This window comes from Hymenobacter tibetensis, from assembly GCF_022827545.1.
GTDB lineage: Bacteria > Bacteroidota > Bacteroidia > Cytophagales > Hymenobacteraceae > Hymenobacter > Hymenobacter tibetensis.
In genome coordinates this window covers 1,771,100-1,788,328 of the sequence record NZ_CP094669.1, presented here as the reverse complement: position 1 = coordinate 1,788,328, position 17,229 = coordinate 1,771,100, and the positions used below count along the sequence as shown (strand labels likewise).

11 protein-coding genes are annotated in these 17,229 nt (G+C 59.0%); 5 read left to right on the top strand and 6 right to left on the bottom strand.

Features of this window, described 5'->3' with window-relative positions; genetic code table 11:
* Positions 1–10 precede the first annotated feature (10 nt).
* The 5 genes from MTX78_RS07200 (at position 11) to MTX78_RS07180 (ending at position 7,668) form a co-directional block, all read left to right on the top strand.
* Entirely contained in the window at positions 11–1,735 is a 1,725-nt protein-coding gene (locus tag MTX78_RS07200) for a RagB/SusD family nutrient uptake outer membrane protein (protein WP_243801243.1), read from the top strand.
* A gap of 167 nt (positions 1,736–1,902) precedes the next feature.
* Entirely contained in the window at positions 1,903–3,237 is a 1,335-nt protein-coding gene (locus MTX78_RS07195; protein WP_243801241.1) for a sugar porter family MFS transporter, read from the top strand.
* A gap of 142 nt (positions 3,238–3,379) precedes the next feature.
* Positions 3,380–4,270 carry a carbohydrate kinase family protein gene (locus tag MTX78_RS07190; protein ID WP_243801239.1) on the top strand — a complete coding sequence of 297 codons (891 nt, stop codon included), beginning with the start codon at positions 3,380–3,382 and terminating at the stop codon, positions 4,268–4,270.
* A gap of 179 nt (positions 4,271–4,449) precedes the next feature.
* A complete protein-coding gene (locus tag MTX78_RS07185; protein WP_394805613.1) occupies positions 4,450–5,970 on the top strand; it encodes a glycoside hydrolase family 32 protein in 1,521 nt (506 codons plus the stop codon).
* Between the two features lie 66 nt (positions 5,971–6,036).
* Positions 6,037–7,668 carry a glycoside hydrolase family 32 protein gene (locus tag MTX78_RS07180; protein WP_243801236.1) on the top strand — a complete coding sequence of 544 codons (1,632 nt, stop codon included), beginning with the start codon at positions 6,037–6,039 and terminating at the stop codon, positions 7,666–7,668.
* Positions 7,669–7,859: 191 nt separating this feature from the next.
* Here the strand turns inward: MTX78_RS07180 and MTX78_RS07175 are convergent, their stop codons facing one another.
* The 6 genes from MTX78_RS07175 to kdpA all read right to left on the bottom strand — a co-directional run bounded on the left by MTX78_RS07175 (position 7,860) and on the right by kdpA (position 17,169).
* A complete protein-coding gene (locus MTX78_RS07175) occupies positions 7,860–9,656 on the bottom strand; it encodes a HAMP domain-containing sensor histidine kinase (RefSeq protein WP_243801234.1) in 1,797 nt (598 codons plus the stop codon).
* A gap of 160 nt (positions 9,657–9,816) precedes the next feature.
* A complete protein-coding gene (locus MTX78_RS07170; protein WP_243801232.1) occupies positions 9,817–10,989 on the bottom strand; it encodes a sensor protein KdpD in 1,173 nt (390 codons plus the stop codon).
* A gap of 130 nt (positions 10,990–11,119) precedes the next feature.
* Positions 11,120–12,265 carry a porin gene (locus tag MTX78_RS07165; protein WP_243801230.1) on the bottom strand — a complete coding sequence of 382 codons (1,146 nt, stop codon included), beginning with the start codon at positions 12,263–12,265 and terminating at the stop codon, positions 11,120–11,122.
* Between the two features lie 124 nt (positions 12,266–12,389).
* Positions 12,390–12,965: a potassium-transporting ATPase subunit KdpC gene (kdpC, locus tag MTX78_RS07160; protein WP_243801228.1), complete on the bottom strand. Its 576-nt coding sequence runs from the start codon at positions 12,963–12,965 to the stop codon at positions 12,390–12,392.
* Positions 12,966–13,261: 296 nt separating this feature from the next.
* Positions 13,262–15,307 carry a potassium-transporting ATPase subunit KdpB gene (kdpB, locus tag MTX78_RS07155; protein ID WP_243801227.1) on the bottom strand — a complete coding sequence of 682 codons (2,046 nt, stop codon included), beginning with the start codon at positions 15,305–15,307 and terminating at the stop codon, positions 13,262–13,264.
* Positions 15,308–15,468: 161 nt separating this feature from the next.
* Positions 15,469–17,169 (bottom strand): potassium-transporting ATPase subunit KdpA, encoded by a 1,701-nt coding sequence (kdpA, locus tag MTX78_RS07150; RefSeq protein WP_243801225.1) that lies wholly within the window; start codon positions 17,167–17,169, stop codon positions 15,469–15,471.
* Positions 17,170–17,229 lie beyond the last annotated feature (60 nt).

Sequence of the window (17,229 nt, the reverse complement as noted above, 5' to 3'; positions counted from 1 at the left end):
CCACCTCCCCATGAAATTCTTTAAGCCTACCATACTTGCCTTGTCGCTGCTGGCTTTTGCTTCCAGCTGCAACGACGAAAAATTCCTGGATGTGCAGCCCATTGGCGCCTTGAGCGACGAGCAGCTGAACACCCCAGCCAACATTGAAAAGCAGGTTATTGCGGCCTACTCCCAACTCGGCAACGACGTGTACCGCGCCCCCTACACCAGCATGTGGCCCTACGGCAACGTGCGCGCCGGCGACGCCTACAAAGGCGGCAACGGCACCGCCGACGTGGACGCGTTTCACTTCTACGAAACCTTCAGCTTCAACCGTGTGGACGTAGGCAACACCGACGAGCTGTGGTTCCTGATTTACATTGGCGTGTCGCGCTGCAACGATGCGTTGCGCCGCCTTGATGCGGTGGATGCCGCCGCCATGCCCACCAAGGCCGTGCGCCAGGGCGAAGTGCGCTTCCTGCGCGGGCACTACTACTTTCTGCTGAAAGAGCTGTTCAAGCGGGTGCCCTACATCGACCAAACCATCCCGACCGACCAGTACGGCACCATCTCGAACGTGGCGTTGAGCAACGACGAGCTATGGACCAAGATTGCCGATGACTTCCGCTTTGCGGTAGCCAACCTGCCGGATACCCAGCCGGAAATCGGCAGGGCTAATAAGTCGGCGGCGCAGGCCTACCTGGCCAAAACGCTGCTCTACCAAGCCTACGTGCAGAGCGACAACCACGCCGTGACCAGTGTAGACCAGGCCAAGCTCAACGAGGTAGTAACGCTAACCAACCAGATTACCTCGTCGGGCAAGTACTCCTTGCACCCCGACTACGCCACCAACTTCCTGACCGTGGGCGACAATGGCGTGGAATCAGTGTTTGCCATCCAGTTTTCGCGCAACGACGGCACGCCTAAGGGCCGTACCGCCCGGGGCAACAGCCTGAACTATCCCATGAACCCCGACTACGGCTGCTGCGGGTTCCACCAGCCCAGCCAGAACCTGGTGAATGCCTACAAGACCGATGCCCAGGGTTTGCCGCTGTTCACCACCTTCAACAACTCGGACCTCAGCACCCCCGCTGACTTCCAGCTCAACACCGTCGACCCGCGCCTCGACCACACCGTGGCTATTCCGAGCCACCCCTACAAGTACCTCCCCACGTTCGTGTTCGAAAATTCGTGGCTGCGCGACCGGAACACCTACGGCGTATACATGTCGATGAAGGAGAATGTGTTACCCACTGACCCGAGCTTCCAGAAAACCCCGCCGTTCATGACCACCTCGAAGAACTGGACCATCATCCGCTACGCCGATGTGCTGCTGTGGAAGGCCGAAGCCCTGATTGAACTAGGCCGCCAAGCGGAGGCGCTGCCCATCATCAACCAGATCCGGCAGCGCGCCGCCGCCAGCATCGCCCGCCTGAAAAACGCGGCCGGCGGCAACACCTCCAACTACCGCATCGGACAGTACCCGAGCACCGGCTGGACCCAAGCTTACGCCCGCGAAGCCCTGCGCTACGAGCGTCGCCTGGAGTTTGCCATGGAGGGCTACCGCTTCTTCGACCTAACACGCTGGGGCATCGCGGCTAACACCTTGAACACGTACTTCACCGTAGAGAAAACCAAGCGCCAGTACCTGCAAACCGCCCGCTTCACTGCCGGCCGCGACGAATACCTGCCCATTCCGCTCAACCAGATCAACTTCAGCAAAGGCCTATACCAGCAGAACCCCGGTTGGAACTAGCATAGTGGCCTCACCCCTAGCCCCTTTCCGAAAGGAGAGGATAACTAGATTTTAGATTTTATTTCATTGCCCACTTCTTGAACTAGCTTCTAAACAACCAGAGCTAGTTCCCCTCCTTTTCGGAGAGGGGCTGGGGGTGAGGCGCCTGGCAACGAATCAAATTCCCAATGAAAAACAACGTATTCTTTTGGTCCCTGGTAGTGGCGCTGGGCGGCTTCTTGTTCGGCTTCGACACCGCCGTTATTTCCGGAGCCGAGAAAGCCATTCAGCAGCTCTGGGGGCTGACCTCCGTGGAGCACGGCTTCACTATTGCTATTGCTCTGATTGGCACCGTGTTCGGGGCCATCTTTGGCGGTATTCCATCCGATAAGTTAGGGCGCCGCCAGACCCTGATTTGGATTGCGGTGCTCTACTTCGTGTCGGCGCTGGGCGCAGCTGTCACCTCTAGTTGGGTGGCTTTCATGATCTTCCGGTTCCTGGGCGGGCTGGGCGTGGGTGCTTCGTCGGTAACGGCGCCGCTTTACATTTCCGAGGTTTCGCCGGCCGAGAAGCGGGGGCAGATGGTGGCTATGTTCCAGTTCAACATCGTGTTCGGCATCCTGGCCGCCTACCTCTCCAATTACCTGCTGACCGGCGTGGGCGAAAACGACTGGCGCTGGATGCTGGGCGTGCAGGTAGTACCGGCCGCCGCGTTTTTCCTGCTGCTGTTCCGCGTTCCTGAAAGTCCTCGCTGGCTGCTGGGCCGGGGCCGCGTAGAAGAAGGCCGCCACGTGTTCCAACTTATCAACCCCGCCACCGCCGACCAAGAAGTAGCCAACGTACTGACTTCCAACGCTTCTGACGACGCTATGGTGGGTGGCCGCTCCTTGTTTTCGCCGCAGTACCGCACCCCTGTCATACTGGCCGTGCTGTTTGCCGTGTTCAACCAGGTGTCGGGCATCAACGCCATCATCTACTTCGCCCCACGTATTTTCGAAATGACGGGCTTGGGTCAGGGTGCTGCGCTGCTCTCGTCGGCGGGAATTGGGCTGGTGAACTTTGCCTTCACGCTGCTGGCCCGCCAAGTCATCGACCAGTTCGGGCGCCGCAAGCTGATGCTGATTGGCTCGTTTGGGCTGATTGCCACGTTAGGGCTAGTATCGTGGGCGTTTTACACGCAGAGCTTCAGCGCCTTGAATGGCATGCTGGTGCCGGTGCTGTTGTTCGTATACATTGCGTTTTTCGCCTTCTCGCAAGGTGCAGTTATCTGGGTGTTCATCTCGGAAATCTTCCCCAACACGGTGCGGGCCAAAGGGCAGGCGCTGGGTTCCAGCACGCACTGGGTGATGGCCGCCATTATTGCCTTCGCCTTCCCGCCGCTGGCCGAAAAGCTAGGCGGCGGCCACACCTTCGCCTTCTTCTGCGGCATGATGGTGCTGCAACTGCTGTTCGTGTGGCGCATGATGCCCGAAACCAAAGGCACCAGCCTCGAACAGTTGGAAAAAACGCTCGTTATCCATTAACAGAAGGTCATGCAGAGGCGTAGCCGAAGCATCTCGCCTGCTGACGTTGCCAGACTAAATACAACGATTCGAGCGAGGTGCTTCGGCTACGCCTCTGCATGACGTTCCTATTTGACTTCTAAGCTCTAAATCCTAGCATCTCATGTCTAATAAGATAGCCTGCTTCGGCGAAATCCTGTGGGACGTGCTGCCAACTGGCAAGCAGCCCGGCGGCGCGCCCTTCAATGTAGCCGTGCACCTGCACCAGCTCGGCCAGTCCGTGGACCTCATCAGCCGCGTCGGCGACGACGACCTGGGTTCGGAACTCCTTGATTTTGTAGCGTCGAAAGGCCTGCGCACCGACTACGTGCAGCTCGGCAAAACCCACCTCACCGGCGTGGTGAAAGCCAACGTAGACGACGCCAACGAGGTGACGTACAAGATTGTACAGCCCGTGGCCTGGGACTACATCCAATATGATGCCGAGCTAGAAAAGCTGGTGGAACAGGCTGAGGTGTTTGTATTCGGTAGCCTTGCCGCCCGCCAGGCCGGCACCCGCGAAACGCTGTACCGCCTGCTAGAACACGCCAAGTTTAAGGTGTTCGACGTGAACATGCGCCCGCCACACTACCACAAGGAAGTGGTGAAATACTTGCTCGAAAAAGCCAACCTGGTGAAGATGAATCACCACGAGCTAGCTGAAATCATGGCCTGGTTTGGCGAGGAAACCGACCGGCCCACCGCCATGCGCTGGCTCGCCACCCGCTTCGATCTGCAAGCCGTGTGCGTAACCTGCGGCGCCGACGGTGCTTTACTCTGGACCAACGACCAGCTCTACCGCGCCTCCGGCGTGTGGGTGGAAGTGAAAGACACCATCGGCAGCGGCGACTCGTTTCTGGCGGCGCTGCTCAAAGGCTGGCTGGCCGGCCAGGAACCCAGCGAAATGCTGCGTTTCGCCTGCGCCACCGGCGCGCTGGTTGCCACGCACCAAGGCGCTACCCCCGCCTTCACTGAAACCGACGTGCAAGAACTGCTGGCTACCCAGGCGGTGTAGGTTCTTTATCACAGCTTGCTTTACGATATCTAAAAGGCCGTCATTCCGAGCGCAGCGAGGAATCTCGCGTGCCAACATCTGCTTATTAATTCAACGTCAGCACGCGAGATGCTTCGGCTATGCCTCTGCATGACGGCCTTGGCATTATTCTCTTCCCGAACTTCCCTCTCTCCCACCCCATGAAAAACACGTTCCTCCTGGCGCTTTCCCTGTGCGGCCTGACTACCATCAGCCAGGCGCAAACTCCTGCCAAGCCCATTCCGCCCGCCACGCCGCAGTACCGCCCGGCCTACCATTTTAGCCCGGCCAAGATGTGGATGAACGACCCCAACGGCATGGTGTACTACAACGGCACCTACCACCTGTTCTTCCAGCACTACCCCGATGGCATGGAATGGGGCCCGATGCACTGGGGCCACGCCACCAGCAAGGACCTAGTGAGTTGGCAGGAGCAGCCCATTGCCCTGTACCCCGATAAGCTAGGCTGGATTTTCTCGGGCAGCGCCGTCATTGACGAAGACAACACTGCCGGCTTCGGCAAGAACGCCATGGTGGCCATCTTCACCCACCACAACGACCCCGAGGAAAAGAAGAAAACCAATAAGCACCAGTACCAAAGCCTAGCCTACAGCCTCGACGAAGGCAAAACCTGGAAGAAGTACGACGGCAACCCGGTGCTGCCCAACCCTGGCATCCAAGACTTCCGCGACCCAAAAGTGAGTTGGAACGAGGTGGCCAAGAAGTGGGTGATGACCCTCGCCACCAAAGACCGGATTACGTTTTACTCATCGGCTAACCTGAAGGACTGGACCAAGCTGAGCGAGTTTGGCGAGAAGCTGGGCGCCCACGGCGGCGTGTGGGAGTGCCCCGATTTGTTTCCGCTAACGCTGAATGGCAAAACCTATTGGGTGCTGCTAGTAAGCATCAACCCCGGCGGCCCAAACGGCGGCTCGGCCACGCAATACTTTGTAGGTCAATTTGATGGTAAGACCTTCACGCCCACAACAACCACCCAGAAGTGGGTGGATTGGGGCAAAGACGACTACGCCGGCATAACCTGGGGCAACACGGGCGCCCGCAAAATCTTCCTCGGCTGGATGAGCAACTGGGAGTATGCTAACCAAGTGCCCACCTCGCCCTGGCGCAACGCCATGACCGTACCGCGCGACCTAGCCCTCAAGCAAGTCGGCCCGGAAATCTACCTAACCTCCACGCCGGTCAAGGAAATGGCCAAGCTGGTGCAGCCCAGCCAAACCCTGAGCAACCTGACGGTGAAGTCGGAACTGAGCCTAGCCGACAAGATTCCGAATCTAGCGCCGCAGTTTCAGTTGAAGATGAGCACCAAGCAACTCCAGGATTTCGCGCTGGTGCTCGGCAATGCCAAAGGTGAGGAACTGGTTATCGGCTACGATAAGCAAGCCAATCAATACTACGTAGACCGGAGCAAAGCCGGCCAAATGACCTTCAGCGACAAGTTCGCTGGCCGCCACCCAGCGCCGCGCCTAGCCACCGGCCCCGCCGCCGACCTCACGCTGCTCTTCGATGCCACCTCGGTAGAGGTATTTGCCGACGGCGGCCTCACCACCATGACCGAACTGTTCTTCCCCACGCAGTCCTACACCACGCTCAAGCTGAAATCGAGCAGCGGCCTTACCATAGATGCCCTGACATACACCAAGTTGAGCCAGGAAGTGAAATAGCCTTTCCACGGAAGCCCAGACCCTACGGTCTGGGCTTTTTCTTTCCAACCTTCCAATTCCACCACAATGAACACCTGCTTTTCCCCGCTGGGAAAGGCCGGGCTCCTCGGCGTGTCGCTACTGTTAGGTAGCTGCGCCAAGGAAACGGCCGTTCCTGCCACTGCGCCCACGGCGGCGCCCACCAGCAGCGCCCTCGTCTGCGGCCCGCGGCCCGAATCGTCGGACTACCAGCTTTACCCGCTTGGCGACCAACTAGCCCCCATCGGCGACGTGATGCCCTATTTCGATTCGGCGGCCAATGCCTTCAAGGTGTATTACCTCAAAGACATCTGGAACGACGCCACGCACCAGCGGCACCGGTGGTGGGGCCTCAGCACCAGCAACTTCGTGAGTTATGCCGGGCTGCCGGTGGGCGAGGCGCTGAGCTGTAGCACCCAGGGCTGCGAGCAGGATTATGCCCTGGGCACGGGCAGCATCACCAAGAAAGGCAGCACGTATTATGCGTTCTACACCGGCCACAATCCCAACTACCCGTCGGCGTGTGTGAGCCGCAAGGAGGGCGTGATGCTGGCTACTTCGCGCGGACTAGGGCAGAAATTTGTGAAGGACCCCAGCTTTGCCACCATTTACGCGCCCACCGGGCAGGGCTTCGATGAGCAGGACAACTTCCGGGACCCGTTTGTGTTTCGGGATGATGCCAGCAACCGCTACCATATGCTGGTTTCGGCGCGCAAGAACGTGAACGGCACCTGGCGCGGCATCATTGCCCGCTACACCTCGCCCAATCTGAAAAGCTGGACTTACGCCGGCATCCTCTACGACGGCGGGGCCACCAACTATTTCATGCTGGAAACGCCCGAGGTTTTCAAGCTAGGCGACACGTACTATTTGCTGTTTTCCGACATCGATACCAAGCACGTGTATTACCGCAAAGGCCCCAGCGCCACCGGCCCCTGGAGCTTGCCCACCGGCCCCGACCGGTTCGAGGGCAACGGCATCTACGCCGCCAAAACCGCCGCCGACAACTACGACCGGTATCTATTTGGGTGGACCAACCGCCTGAGCGGCAGCACCGACGGCGGCAACTGGCAGTGGGGCGGCAACCTGGTGGCCCACAAGCTCTACCAGAAAGCCAACAAGGACCTGGCCGTAACCATCCCGCACACCCTCAAGAACCACCTGGAAGCCCAATCCGAACCACTTACCAAGGACAGCCAGTGGGGCAACGTCACGAATAGTAACCCGAACACGCACTCCTACACGCTCAGCAGCTCCGCCAACCAGGACGTAGCTAACGTGCTATTCAACCCCGTGGTCCCCACGCGCTACAAGCTGCACGCTACCGTGTCGTACAGCAGCGCCAACAAGGATTTCGGCTTCTTCCTGGGCGCCTGCGACGGGTACGACGATGTGTACAGCCTGCGCTTCGTGCCCGGCCAGCAACGGTTCAGCCTAGACAAAACGCGCCGCTCGGCCCTCACCACAACCACCATTGCCACCAACGACGTGCCATTTCCGCTCTCGCCCAACACCGAGTACAACGTGGATATCGTGTTCGAAAACTCGATGGTAGTGGTGTACCTCAACAACGAGGTGGCGCTCAGCTCCCGCATCTACCGCGCCGCCGGCACCTCCTGGGGCATCTTCGTAGACAACAGCACTGCCACCTTCAAGAACATCACCGTCACCAAACCTTGACGCCCGACCTACTAATATCCTCATGCTGAGCATTCTGCGCATCAAGCAGAGACGAAGCATCTCGTAGGCTTAGGTTGACGCGACACTTCGCGTCTCCTCGTTGCTAACGTTGTTTACCTGAACGGACCAAACGGCGCAGACGAGGAGACGCGAAGTGTCGCGTCTCTACACCGGTAGGCATACCCTTTTGGTTAAACGTCCGCTTTACCGGCCACTGGTAGCGTGAAGAGGAAGGTGCTGCCGGCGCCTAGCTCGCTGCTCACCCAGAGTTGGCCGCCTTGGCTGGCAATGAATTCGCGGGCGATGCTGAGGCCCAGGCCCGAACCGCCTTTGTAGCCGTTCTTGTCGGGTATCTGCACGAAGCGCTGGAAGATTTTTTCCTGGTACTGCGGCGCGATGCCGGGGCCATTGTCTTGCACGTTCACTTGCACTTGCTGGCCGTCGGGGGCGAGGGTGGCGGAAATGCGGATTTGCTCCTGCTCGGGTGAATAGCGGATGGCGTTGGCCAGCAGATTGAGCAGCACCCAAGTGGTTTTCTCGATGTCGGCGCGGACGGGCGGCAGGTTGTCGGGTACTTCCAGGGCGAGGCGGAGCTGCTTGGGCTTGAGCTGGAGTTGAATGGTATCGGCAGCGAACTGCACGATGTCGTGCACGTGGCTGGGCTGGAAGTTGAGCTGAATGTTGCCTGATTCCAGGCGCGATACGTCAATCAGCTCCCCTACCAACTTCAACAGGCGCTGGTTTTCTTGCTTGAGGGTCAGCACTATGTTTTGCTGCTCGGGGTTGAGCGGACCGACTTTGCCGTTTTGCAACAGCTTTAAGCTGAAGTTGATACTGGAAAGCGGCGTTTTTAGCTCGTGCGACACGGTGGCCAGGAAGTTGGACTTGGCTTGGTCTAGTTTCTTGAACTCGGAGATGTTGCGCAAGGTCAGAATGGAGCCGACAAATTCGTTTTTGTCGAGGGCTTGGTTGAACCCGACCACATCGTGCACACTCAGGCGGTAGTACGCTTCTTCGCCTTGCTGCGCGATGGTAAGCAGTGGCGTTTCTTGCTCGCGCTTGGGCGGCGGCACATCTAGATGGCGCAGCATTTCCCGAAACAAGTCATTTTCGTTGGCTACTTCATCTACTCGCCGGCCTAGCAGCTGGGCAGCGGGCACGGCAAGCAAGGCGCTGGCTACCGGGTTGACCACAATGAGGCGCCGATTTTGGTCGACTAGTAGCAGGCCTTCATCCAGGGTATTGACGATGCTGGCTACCCGGTTGCGTTCGGCCATGAGTTCAGCCAGCGTGGAGGTGCGGTAGCTTTGCAATTGCACCAGCATTCGGTTGAAGCTTCGGCCTACGGTAGCCAATTCGTCGTGCCCTTCCACCGGAATCGAAGCGGTGAAATCTTGGTTAGCAGCGTGGTCGATGCTGGCTGAGAGCCGGCGCAGGGGCACAACGGCCGCCTCGGGCACACTCAGCACAAACAACAGCGAGGTGAGAACGGCGAAGGTGAGCAGGGCCAGCACGTAGCGCCGCTGCCGCAGGGCGGTGCGGTTGGCGACTTCGTTTTTGCGCGTGAGGGCCTGGGTGTTCAGGTTCATCATGGCATAGGTATCGCGCCGTAAGCGCCCAACGGCCTGGTTCCAAAGCTGGGCTGAGGTGGTATCGGAAGCTAGCAGCTGATTGAAATTCCCTACATCTTGAAACAGATTGTCTACCGCCTGCTGCTCGCCAGGCTCCGTTACGTTGCCAGCTTCCCGTGCCAACAGTTTCTCGAAAAGCGGTTGGGCTTGGGGGGCTCTTATGTTTGCGCCGTACTCCATCTGGTCCAGGGCGCTCAGCATTTGCTGGCCCAACTCCACCGAGTACAGGTTGTCTTTGAGCACGTTGCGGGCGGTGCGGTCCAGCTGGTTCAGCGAGTAGAGCATGAAGGCACTCACTCCCATCAGCAGCAACAGCATGGTTGCAAAAGCCAGCGTGATTTTGGTTTTCAGGGTCATGAGTTGCTTTAACTATAAATTCTGCTACTTGATTGACCGTCATGCAGAGCGCAGCGAAGCATCTCGCGTGCTGACGTCAGGGCTACTACTCTCACATCCGCACGCGAGATGCTTCGCTGCGCTCTGCATGACGGTTGACGTTCTATCCTACTGACAGTCATCAGTACGTTACCAAGTAAATATCTAGGTCTTGGGTGTGGCGGGCAACTTGCCGAATAAGGTCGTTGGTGACGCCGCGACGGGTGAGGCGGGCCCACCAATTTTTGCTGCCCGTCACGCCGCAGATTAGCAACGACACGTTTTTTTCGGCGGCTACGCGCCTTACTTCCGTTACAACATGGTCGGCTTTCACCCGCAGAATCTGGCCGCCTAGCTCGGTAGCCAGCTGCAAGTTATTGATGAGGTGGCGCTGAGCCGCCAGTCCTACCCTATCAGCCGATTCGGCGGGGGTTTGGACGTAGAGCACGTACCACTTGGCTCCGCCGAGGCGGTCGGCGAGGCGGGAGGTTTTGCGGATGATTTCCTTGGCGGCCCGCGCGTTGGTATTGATGCAGGCCAGCAGCCGGTCGGCGTTGCGGCGTTGAGGAGCTACGGCGGGGGCACCAGCGGCATCGGTTTCAATCTGGCGGCCGAGTTGGTTGGCTACTTCCCGTAGGGCCAGTTCGCGCAACTGCAACAGGTTTTCGGGCTGGAAGAAGTTCTTCAGCGCCGAGGGTACTTTCTGCAAATCGTAGATTTTGCCTTCCTCCAAGCGGGTGCGCAGCTCGGGCACAGTCAGGTCCACATTTACCACCTCATCGGCTAGCTTCAGCACTTGGTCGGGCACCCGTTCCTGCACGTCGGTGCCGGTTATCTTCTGCACTTGGTCGTGCAGGCTTTCCAGGTGCTGCACGTTAACGGCCGAAATCACCGAAATACCGGCCTTTACAAGCTGCTCCACGTCTTGCCAGCGCTTCTCGTTGAGGGAGCCCGGCACGTTGGTGTGGGCCAGCTCATCGACTACTACTACCGAGGGCCGGCGCTGCAAAATGGCTTGCACGTCCATTTCTTCGAGCATCCGGCCCTTGTAGAAAATCTGTTTGCGCGGCAGCGTCGGCAGGCCTTGCTGCTGCGCCTCGGTGCCCGCCCGCCCGTGCGTCACGACGTACCCCAACACCACATCAACGCCGTGCTGTAGCAAGTCATGGGCTTCTTGCAGCATGCGGTAGGTTTTGCCCACCCCTGCCGCCAGCCCAATGTATATTTTCAGCCGCCCGCGCCGCCGCTCCTGCACCAGCCGCAGAAACCGCTCGGCAGATTGGTCGCGTTGTTGGTCGTCAGTGGTGGAGGACATAAGGCGGGTTTCGTTTTCAACGGTCATGCGAATCATCCCGCGTGCTGACGTCAGGACTACTATTCTAACATCAGCACGCGAGATTCCTCGACAAGCTCGGAATGACGTTCTATGTAATTACTTATATCGGTTAAAACGAAATGGCAATGCTCGATGTGATGTTGCCGTAGTTGTCGGTGGGTTGGTCGTTTCGGTCGGTTAGGAAGGGCTGAGGGGAGCGGAAGCCGCGGCCTTCTATCCGCACTACCACGTTGCTGATGGGCGCGTAATCGAGGTTGAGAGAGGCGGCCCGTATTTTCAAATCTTGGTCGGAAGCTACCGGCGAAATCGAGTTGATGATGACGCCCCGGTTGGCGTTGTAGTACTCGCCGCGCAGGGTGGTGCTCCACTTGTCGGCTAGCTTGTAGCGCACGAAGGCGGCCCCGGTGTGCCAGGTGTCGTCTTTGCCGCCACGTTCGGCTCTTTCTTGCTTGCCCACGTCGAATACCACAGCCAAGCTCAGCCGGTCGGTGGCGGCGTAGGAAGCATAGAAATCGTGGAAGTAGCGGCGGCGCCGGGCCAGGTCTTGGGGTTGCTCGTTGCCGTAGAACGTGCTGCTGTTGATAAGCAGCTTATCGGTGGGCTTCCACTGAATTTGGGTGCCAATGGCCTTTTTCTGATTGTTCTCGCGGATATTTTGCCAGCCGTTCAGTACCAGGCCGGTCAGGGTCAGCTTGGGGTCAACCTCGTAGGTGAAGCGCACCCCGGCTTCGTAGTACGGCGAGTTTTCAGCCATCAGGGAGCGGGTCAACGTCCAGTTGTCTTTACTGATGGCCGACTCGAAGCCGATGTGCGAACCGAAAATACCGGCATCCAGCCACGCCTTCTCGAACGGTCGGAAACCGGCGTAGGCTTCGTAGATGTGCTTGAACACCTGGTCTTCGGCGGCGTAGTTGGCGGCTACGTAGGTGCCGGCGTGCAGCCCCAAAGCACCGCGCACTTGCCCGTTGTCGTAGCGCATCCCGATGATGGCGTTGTTGACGGTAAACTCGTTTTGCCGGTCGTGCGAGTACAGGAAGCCTGGCCGGTCTTGGGTGTCGGCGTGCTTGAAATCGTAACCGTAGTAGCCATCCACAAAGCCGTAGAAAGTCAGCGGGTTGGGGGTGGCTTCGGCGGGCGCAACTTGCGGCGGCACTACTTGCGTGGTATCGGTTACGGGAGTGGTTTGCGCCAGTGCATTGCTAGTAGCGGCGGCAGTGGCAGTAAGGGCGAGGCCCAAGGTCAATACGTGGTTCATGAAGGAGCGCCTGCTGTTGCGAGGCGAAGTAGGATTAGCGGTTTTTCTGCCGACTGACAGGCAAACTAGTTCTTTCAAGTAAAGCTTCGAGGAAGTGGCCTAGACTGCGGCGGCCTGCCCCTGATTAGTGGCGAATCGGCGCCAATTCATCCAGGGCCAAGTTCAGACGCAATACGTTCACAGTAGCCGGGCCAAAGAACACAATGATAGGCTCGTCGATGTGGCTTTTCACCAGCTCCCGAACCCGCTCCACCGGCACGTTCCGCAGACGAGCAATCCGCTCCACCTGCGCGTACGCCCCGGCTGGCGACAAGTGCGGATCGAGGCCCGAACCGCTGGCCGTAACTAGTTCGGCCGGCACTTGGTTACGCGTTACCGTTGGGTTTTGCTGCAAGAAAGCCCCCGCCCGGGTCTGCACTTCTTTCAGGTATTCGGGGTTGCTCGGGCCTTTGTTGGAGCCGGCCGAGCCGCTAGCGTTGTAGTCCACGGCGGACGGGCGGGTGTTGAAGTACTCGGGCCGGTCGAATTTCTGGCCGACGTTGGCGAAGCCCACCACGCGGCCTTTATGACTCACTTGTACGCCCTCTCCTTTACCCGGCGAGAGTTGCGCCGCGCCCCACACAATAGCGGGGTACACCACGCAGCACAGCACGAGCATGGCAAGAGAAAGACGGAATGCAGGAAGCAGGTTATTTTTCATGAGAAGGTAGAAGCAAGGAGTTTGGAGCTAGAATCGGTTAGCCCGATGAGCTAAGACTAGAAGCTAGTTCCCCTCCTTCTTTCAAGGAGGGGTGCCCGGAGGGCGGGGTGGTGAAGCCGTTTGAACGACTTGCGACTGAATCGGTGGAAAACTGGATTGTTGTTTCATTTGACGGTTGAATCGCGCTGCCGGGTCGTTCATTACAAACACCCTCCGCAACGATGTCAACCACTCCTGGGGCGACTGCGCCGCCGCGTCTCCTCGTCAGATGAGGAGGAAGTCTAATGTCCTATCAGCTACAGGAACACGCCTACCACCAAGTCAATCAGCTTGATGCCGATGAAGGGGACGATGACGCCACCGAGGCCATAGATGAGCAGGTTGCGGCGCAGCAAAGCGGAAGCGCCAATGGGTTTGTAAGCCACGCCGCGCAGGGCCAGCGGCACCAAAGCCGGGATGATGATGGCGTTGAAAATCACGGCGCTCAGGATGGCCGACTGCGGCGACTTCAGGCCCATAATATTCAAGGCGCCAAGGGCCGGAATGGCGACCATAAACAAGGCTGGCACGATGGCGAAGTACTTGGCCACGTCGTTGGCGATGCTAAAGGTGGTGAGCGTGCCGCGGGTCATGAGCAGCTGCTTGCCGATTTCCACTACCTCGATGAGCTTGGTGGGGTCGTTGTCGAGGTCGACCATGTTGCCGGCTTCCTTGGCGGCTTGGGTACCGGAGTTCATGGCCACTCCCACGTCGGCTTGGGCCAGGGCGGGGGCGTCGTTGGTGCCGTCGCCCATCATGGCTACCAGCTTGCCTTGCTGCTGCTCGTTGCGGATGTAGGTCATTTTATCCTCAGGCTTGGCTTCGGCAATGAAGTCGTCAACTCCCGATTTTTCTGCAATGAACTTGGCCGTGAGCGGGTTGTCGCCGGTGACCATCACGGTCTTGATACCCATTTTGCGCAGGCGCTCAAACCGTTCCTGAATGCCGGGCTTAATGATGTCTTGCAGCTCCACCACCCCGAGCACCCGGTCGTTTTCACTGACTACCAGCGGCGTACCACCGTTGCTGGCCACGGCGTCGGTGCGTTGCGTGACTTCCTGCGGGAAGGGCTGGTTGGCTTTCACGGCGAGCTGGCGGATGGCATCGGAGGCGCCCTTGCGGATGCGGGTCCCATTGGCGAGCGTCACGCCGCTGCTGCGGGTTTCGGCCGTGAACTTGATAAGTTCGGCACCCTCCAAGCGGCTACGCAGGGCTTGCGGGTCCACTTGTTTTTCGCGGGCCAACTCCACAATGGATTTGCCTTCGGGCGTATCGTCGGAGAGCGACGACACGGTGGCAAACTCAATGAACTGCCGCTCATCGACACCCGGCGCGGGCCAGAAGTGGGTGGCTTTGCGGTTGCCGATGGTGATGGTGCCGGTTTTGTCGAGCAGCAGCACGTCGATGTCGCCGGCCGTTTCCACAGCTTTGCCGCTCTTGGTGATGACGTTGGCGCGCAACGCCCGGTCCATGCCCGCAATACCAATGGCCGAGAGCAAACCGCCAATGGTGGTCGGAATCAAACACACAAACAGCGCAATGAAGGCGGAAATGGCAATGGGCGTTTTCGAGTAATCGGCAAATGGCGCCAAGGTCACGCACACAATCACGAACACCAGCGTGAAGCCCGCCAGCAGAATGGTGAGGGCAATTTCGTTGGGCGTTTTCTGCCGCGAAGCGCCTTCCACCAGCGCAATCATCTTGTCCAGAAACGATTCGCCGGGCGCCGTCGTCACCACCACCCGAATCCGGTCCGACAGCACCTTGGTACCGCCCGTCACCGAGGATTTGTCGCCACCCGCTTCCCGAATCACCGGGGCCGATTCGCCAGTAATAGCCGACTCATCAATGGTGGCTAGCCCCTCGATAATCTCGCCATCGGTCGGAATGATCTCGCCGGCTTCCACAATGAACTCCTGCCCTTTCTGGAGCTGCGAGGAGCTAACCGAGGTGATGTTGCCGTTGGCGTCGATAACGCGGGCGGGGGTTTCTTCGCGGGTTTTGCGCAGGGTTTCGGCTTGGGCTTTGCCGCGGGCTTCGGCAATGGCTTCGGCGAAATTGGCGAACAGCAAGGTCAGGAACAGCACCAGAAACACGGTGAAATTGTAGCCGAAGCTGCCTTGCGCGGCATCAGGCTGCACCAGCAGCCCGAGCGTCACGAGCAGCATCACCACCGTCCCGACTTCCACGGTGAACATCACCGGATTGCGAAACATGATGCGCGGGTCGAGCTTCACGAAAGCCTGTTTCACAGCTTCGGATAGCAGCTCGGGTTGAAATAAGGATTGAGATTTGGAAGCCATTTTGAATACCCCACCCCCCGGCCCCCTCCCCTCCGGGAGAGGGGGAGCCTGACGACGATGTCATGGGTAAATGTGTTGCGCATTCTTGCTGCACAACTGTGAATAATGATGTTAGAGACTATCCAATGCCCCTCTCCCGGAGGGGAGGGGTTGGGGTGGGGTTAGTACAGCGAGAAATGCTCGGCCAGCGGGCCTAGCGCCAGGGCGGGGAAGAAAGCCAGGGCGGCAATGATGACGATGACAGCCAGCACCATCACCCCGAAAGTGGCCGTGTCGGCGGGCAGGGTGCCGACGCCTTCGGGGGTGTATTTCTTGCGGGCCAACAGGCCGGCAATGGCTACCGGCCCGATGATGGGCAGGTACCGCGACAAAAGCAGCACCACGCCGGTGGTGATGTTCCAGAATGGTGTGTTGTCGCCGAGGCCCTCGAAGCCCGAACCGTTGTTGGCAGCCGAGGAGGTGTATTCGTAGAGCATTTCCGAGAAACCATGGTAGCTAGGGTTGGCCAGCCAGCCGGCGTATTCGGTGGGGTTGCCCACGTAGGTGTGCGCGGCTAAGGCCGTGCCCGCCAGAATCAGCAGCGGGTGCAGCAGCGTTACGATGACAGCAATTTTCATTTCGCGGGCTTCGATTTTCTTGCCCAGGAACTCGGGCGTGCGGCCCACCATCAGCCCGGCCACAAACACGGCAATGATGAGGTAGGCGAAGAAGTTGAGCAAGCCCACGCCGCAGCCCCCGTAAAAGGCGTTGGTCATCATGCCCAGCAGCTGGCTCATCCCCGAAATCGGCATGAACGAATCGTGCATGGAGTTGATGGAGCCGCAGCTGATAACCGTGTTGGTGATAGACCAGTAGGCAGAAGCCGCCGCACCGAAGCGCATTTCTTTGCCTTCCAGCGCGCCCAAGCTTTGGTCGACGCCCATGTGGCTGATGGCGGGGTTGCCTTGCAGTTCATAGTACACCGTGGGAGCTAGCAGGGCCACAAAGCCGATGGTCATCACTCCGAAAATCATCAATGACAAGCGGCGGCGCTTTAGGTAGAACCCCAGCGCGAAAATCATGGCCATCGGGATGATGGTGAGGGCAATGTTTTCGGTGGCGTTGGTGAGGTAGTTGGGGTTTTCGAGCGGGTGGGCTGAGTTGGCTCCGAAGAAGCCGCCCCCGTTGGTACCCAGCTCCTTGATGGCCACCATGGCCGCCACCGGCCCGCGCGACACGGCCACCGAATCGCCCTGCACAGTTACGAGTTGCTGCTTGCCTTGCAGGGTCATGGGGGTGCCGTTGAACACGAGAATCAGGGCCACCACGAGGGAACCCGGCAGCAGCAACCGCGTGATACTCTTCACGAAGTAGTCGTAGAAGTTGCCCAGCTTGTCGGTGGTGCGGGTTTGCAAGGCGTTGATGACCACTACGGCAGCGGCAATACCCGTAGCCGCCGACACGAATTGCAGGAAGGTGATAACCACTAGCTGCGAGAGGTAGCTCAGCCCCGATTCGCCGGAGTAGTGCTGGAGGTTGCAGTTCACCAGAAACGAAATGGCCGTATTGAATGCCAGATCGGGCGTCATGGAGGGGTTGCCGTCGGGGTTGAGTGGCAAGGCGCCTTGCGTACACAGCACCACCATGGCCAGCAGGAACCACACTAGGTTGATGGTCAGTAGCGCCACCATGTGCTGCTGCCAGGTCATGTCGCGCTTGGCATCAATGCCGGAAAGGCGAAACACTCCCCGTTCGAGAGGAGCCAGAAAATCCAGGGCGTTCTTTTCGCCTTTGAACACGCGCGCCAGATAACGGCCCAGCGGAATGGCTAGCACCAACGTCAGCAAGTAGATGCCGATGATGCCTAGTAGTTCAGAATTCATATCAGTTGAAAATGCGGGGCTGGTTGCCGGTTTCAGCGAGGTGGTAGTGGCCAAGGCGCT

Coding starts and splice junctions, on each gene's coding strand:
- kdpC (WP_243801228.1), bottom strand. CDS start 12,965: ATGAAAAATAACCTGCTTCCTGCATTCCGTCTTTCTCTTGCCATGCTC.
- MTX78_RS07175 (WP_243801234.1), bottom strand. CDS start 9,656: ATGACCCTGAAAACCAAAATCACGCTGGCTTTTGCAACCATGCTGTTG.
- MTX78_RS07185 (WP_394805613.1), top strand. CDS start 4,450: ATGAAAAACACGTTCCTCCTGGCGCTTTCCCTGTGCGGCCTGACTACC.
- kdpB (WP_243801227.1), bottom strand. CDS start 15,307: ATGGCTTCCAAATCTCAATCCTTATTTCAACCCGAGCTGCTATCCGAA.
- kdpA (WP_243801225.1), bottom strand. CDS start 17,169: ATGAATTCTGAACTACTAGGCATCATCGGCATCTACTTGCTGACGTTG.
- MTX78_RS07190 (WP_243801239.1), top strand. CDS start 3,380: ATGTCTAATAAGATAGCCTGCTTCGGCGAAATCCTGTGGGACGTGCTG.
- MTX78_RS07180 (WP_243801236.1), top strand. CDS start 6,037: ATGAACACCTGCTTTTCCCCGCTGGGAAAGGCCGGGCTCCTCGGCGTG.
- MTX78_RS07165 (WP_243801230.1), bottom strand. CDS start 12,265: ATGAACCACGTATTGACCTTGGGCCTCGCCCTTACTGCCACTGCCGCC.
- MTX78_RS07195 (WP_243801241.1), top strand. CDS start 1,903: ATGAAAAACAACGTATTCTTTTGGTCCCTGGTAGTGGCGCTGGGCGGC.
- MTX78_RS07170 (WP_243801232.1), bottom strand. CDS start 10,989: ATGTCCTCCACCACTGACGACCAACAACGCGACCAATCTGCCGAGCGG.
- MTX78_RS07200 (WP_243801243.1), top strand. CDS start 11: ATGAAATTCTTTAAGCCTACCATACTTGCCTTGTCGCTGCTGGCTTTT.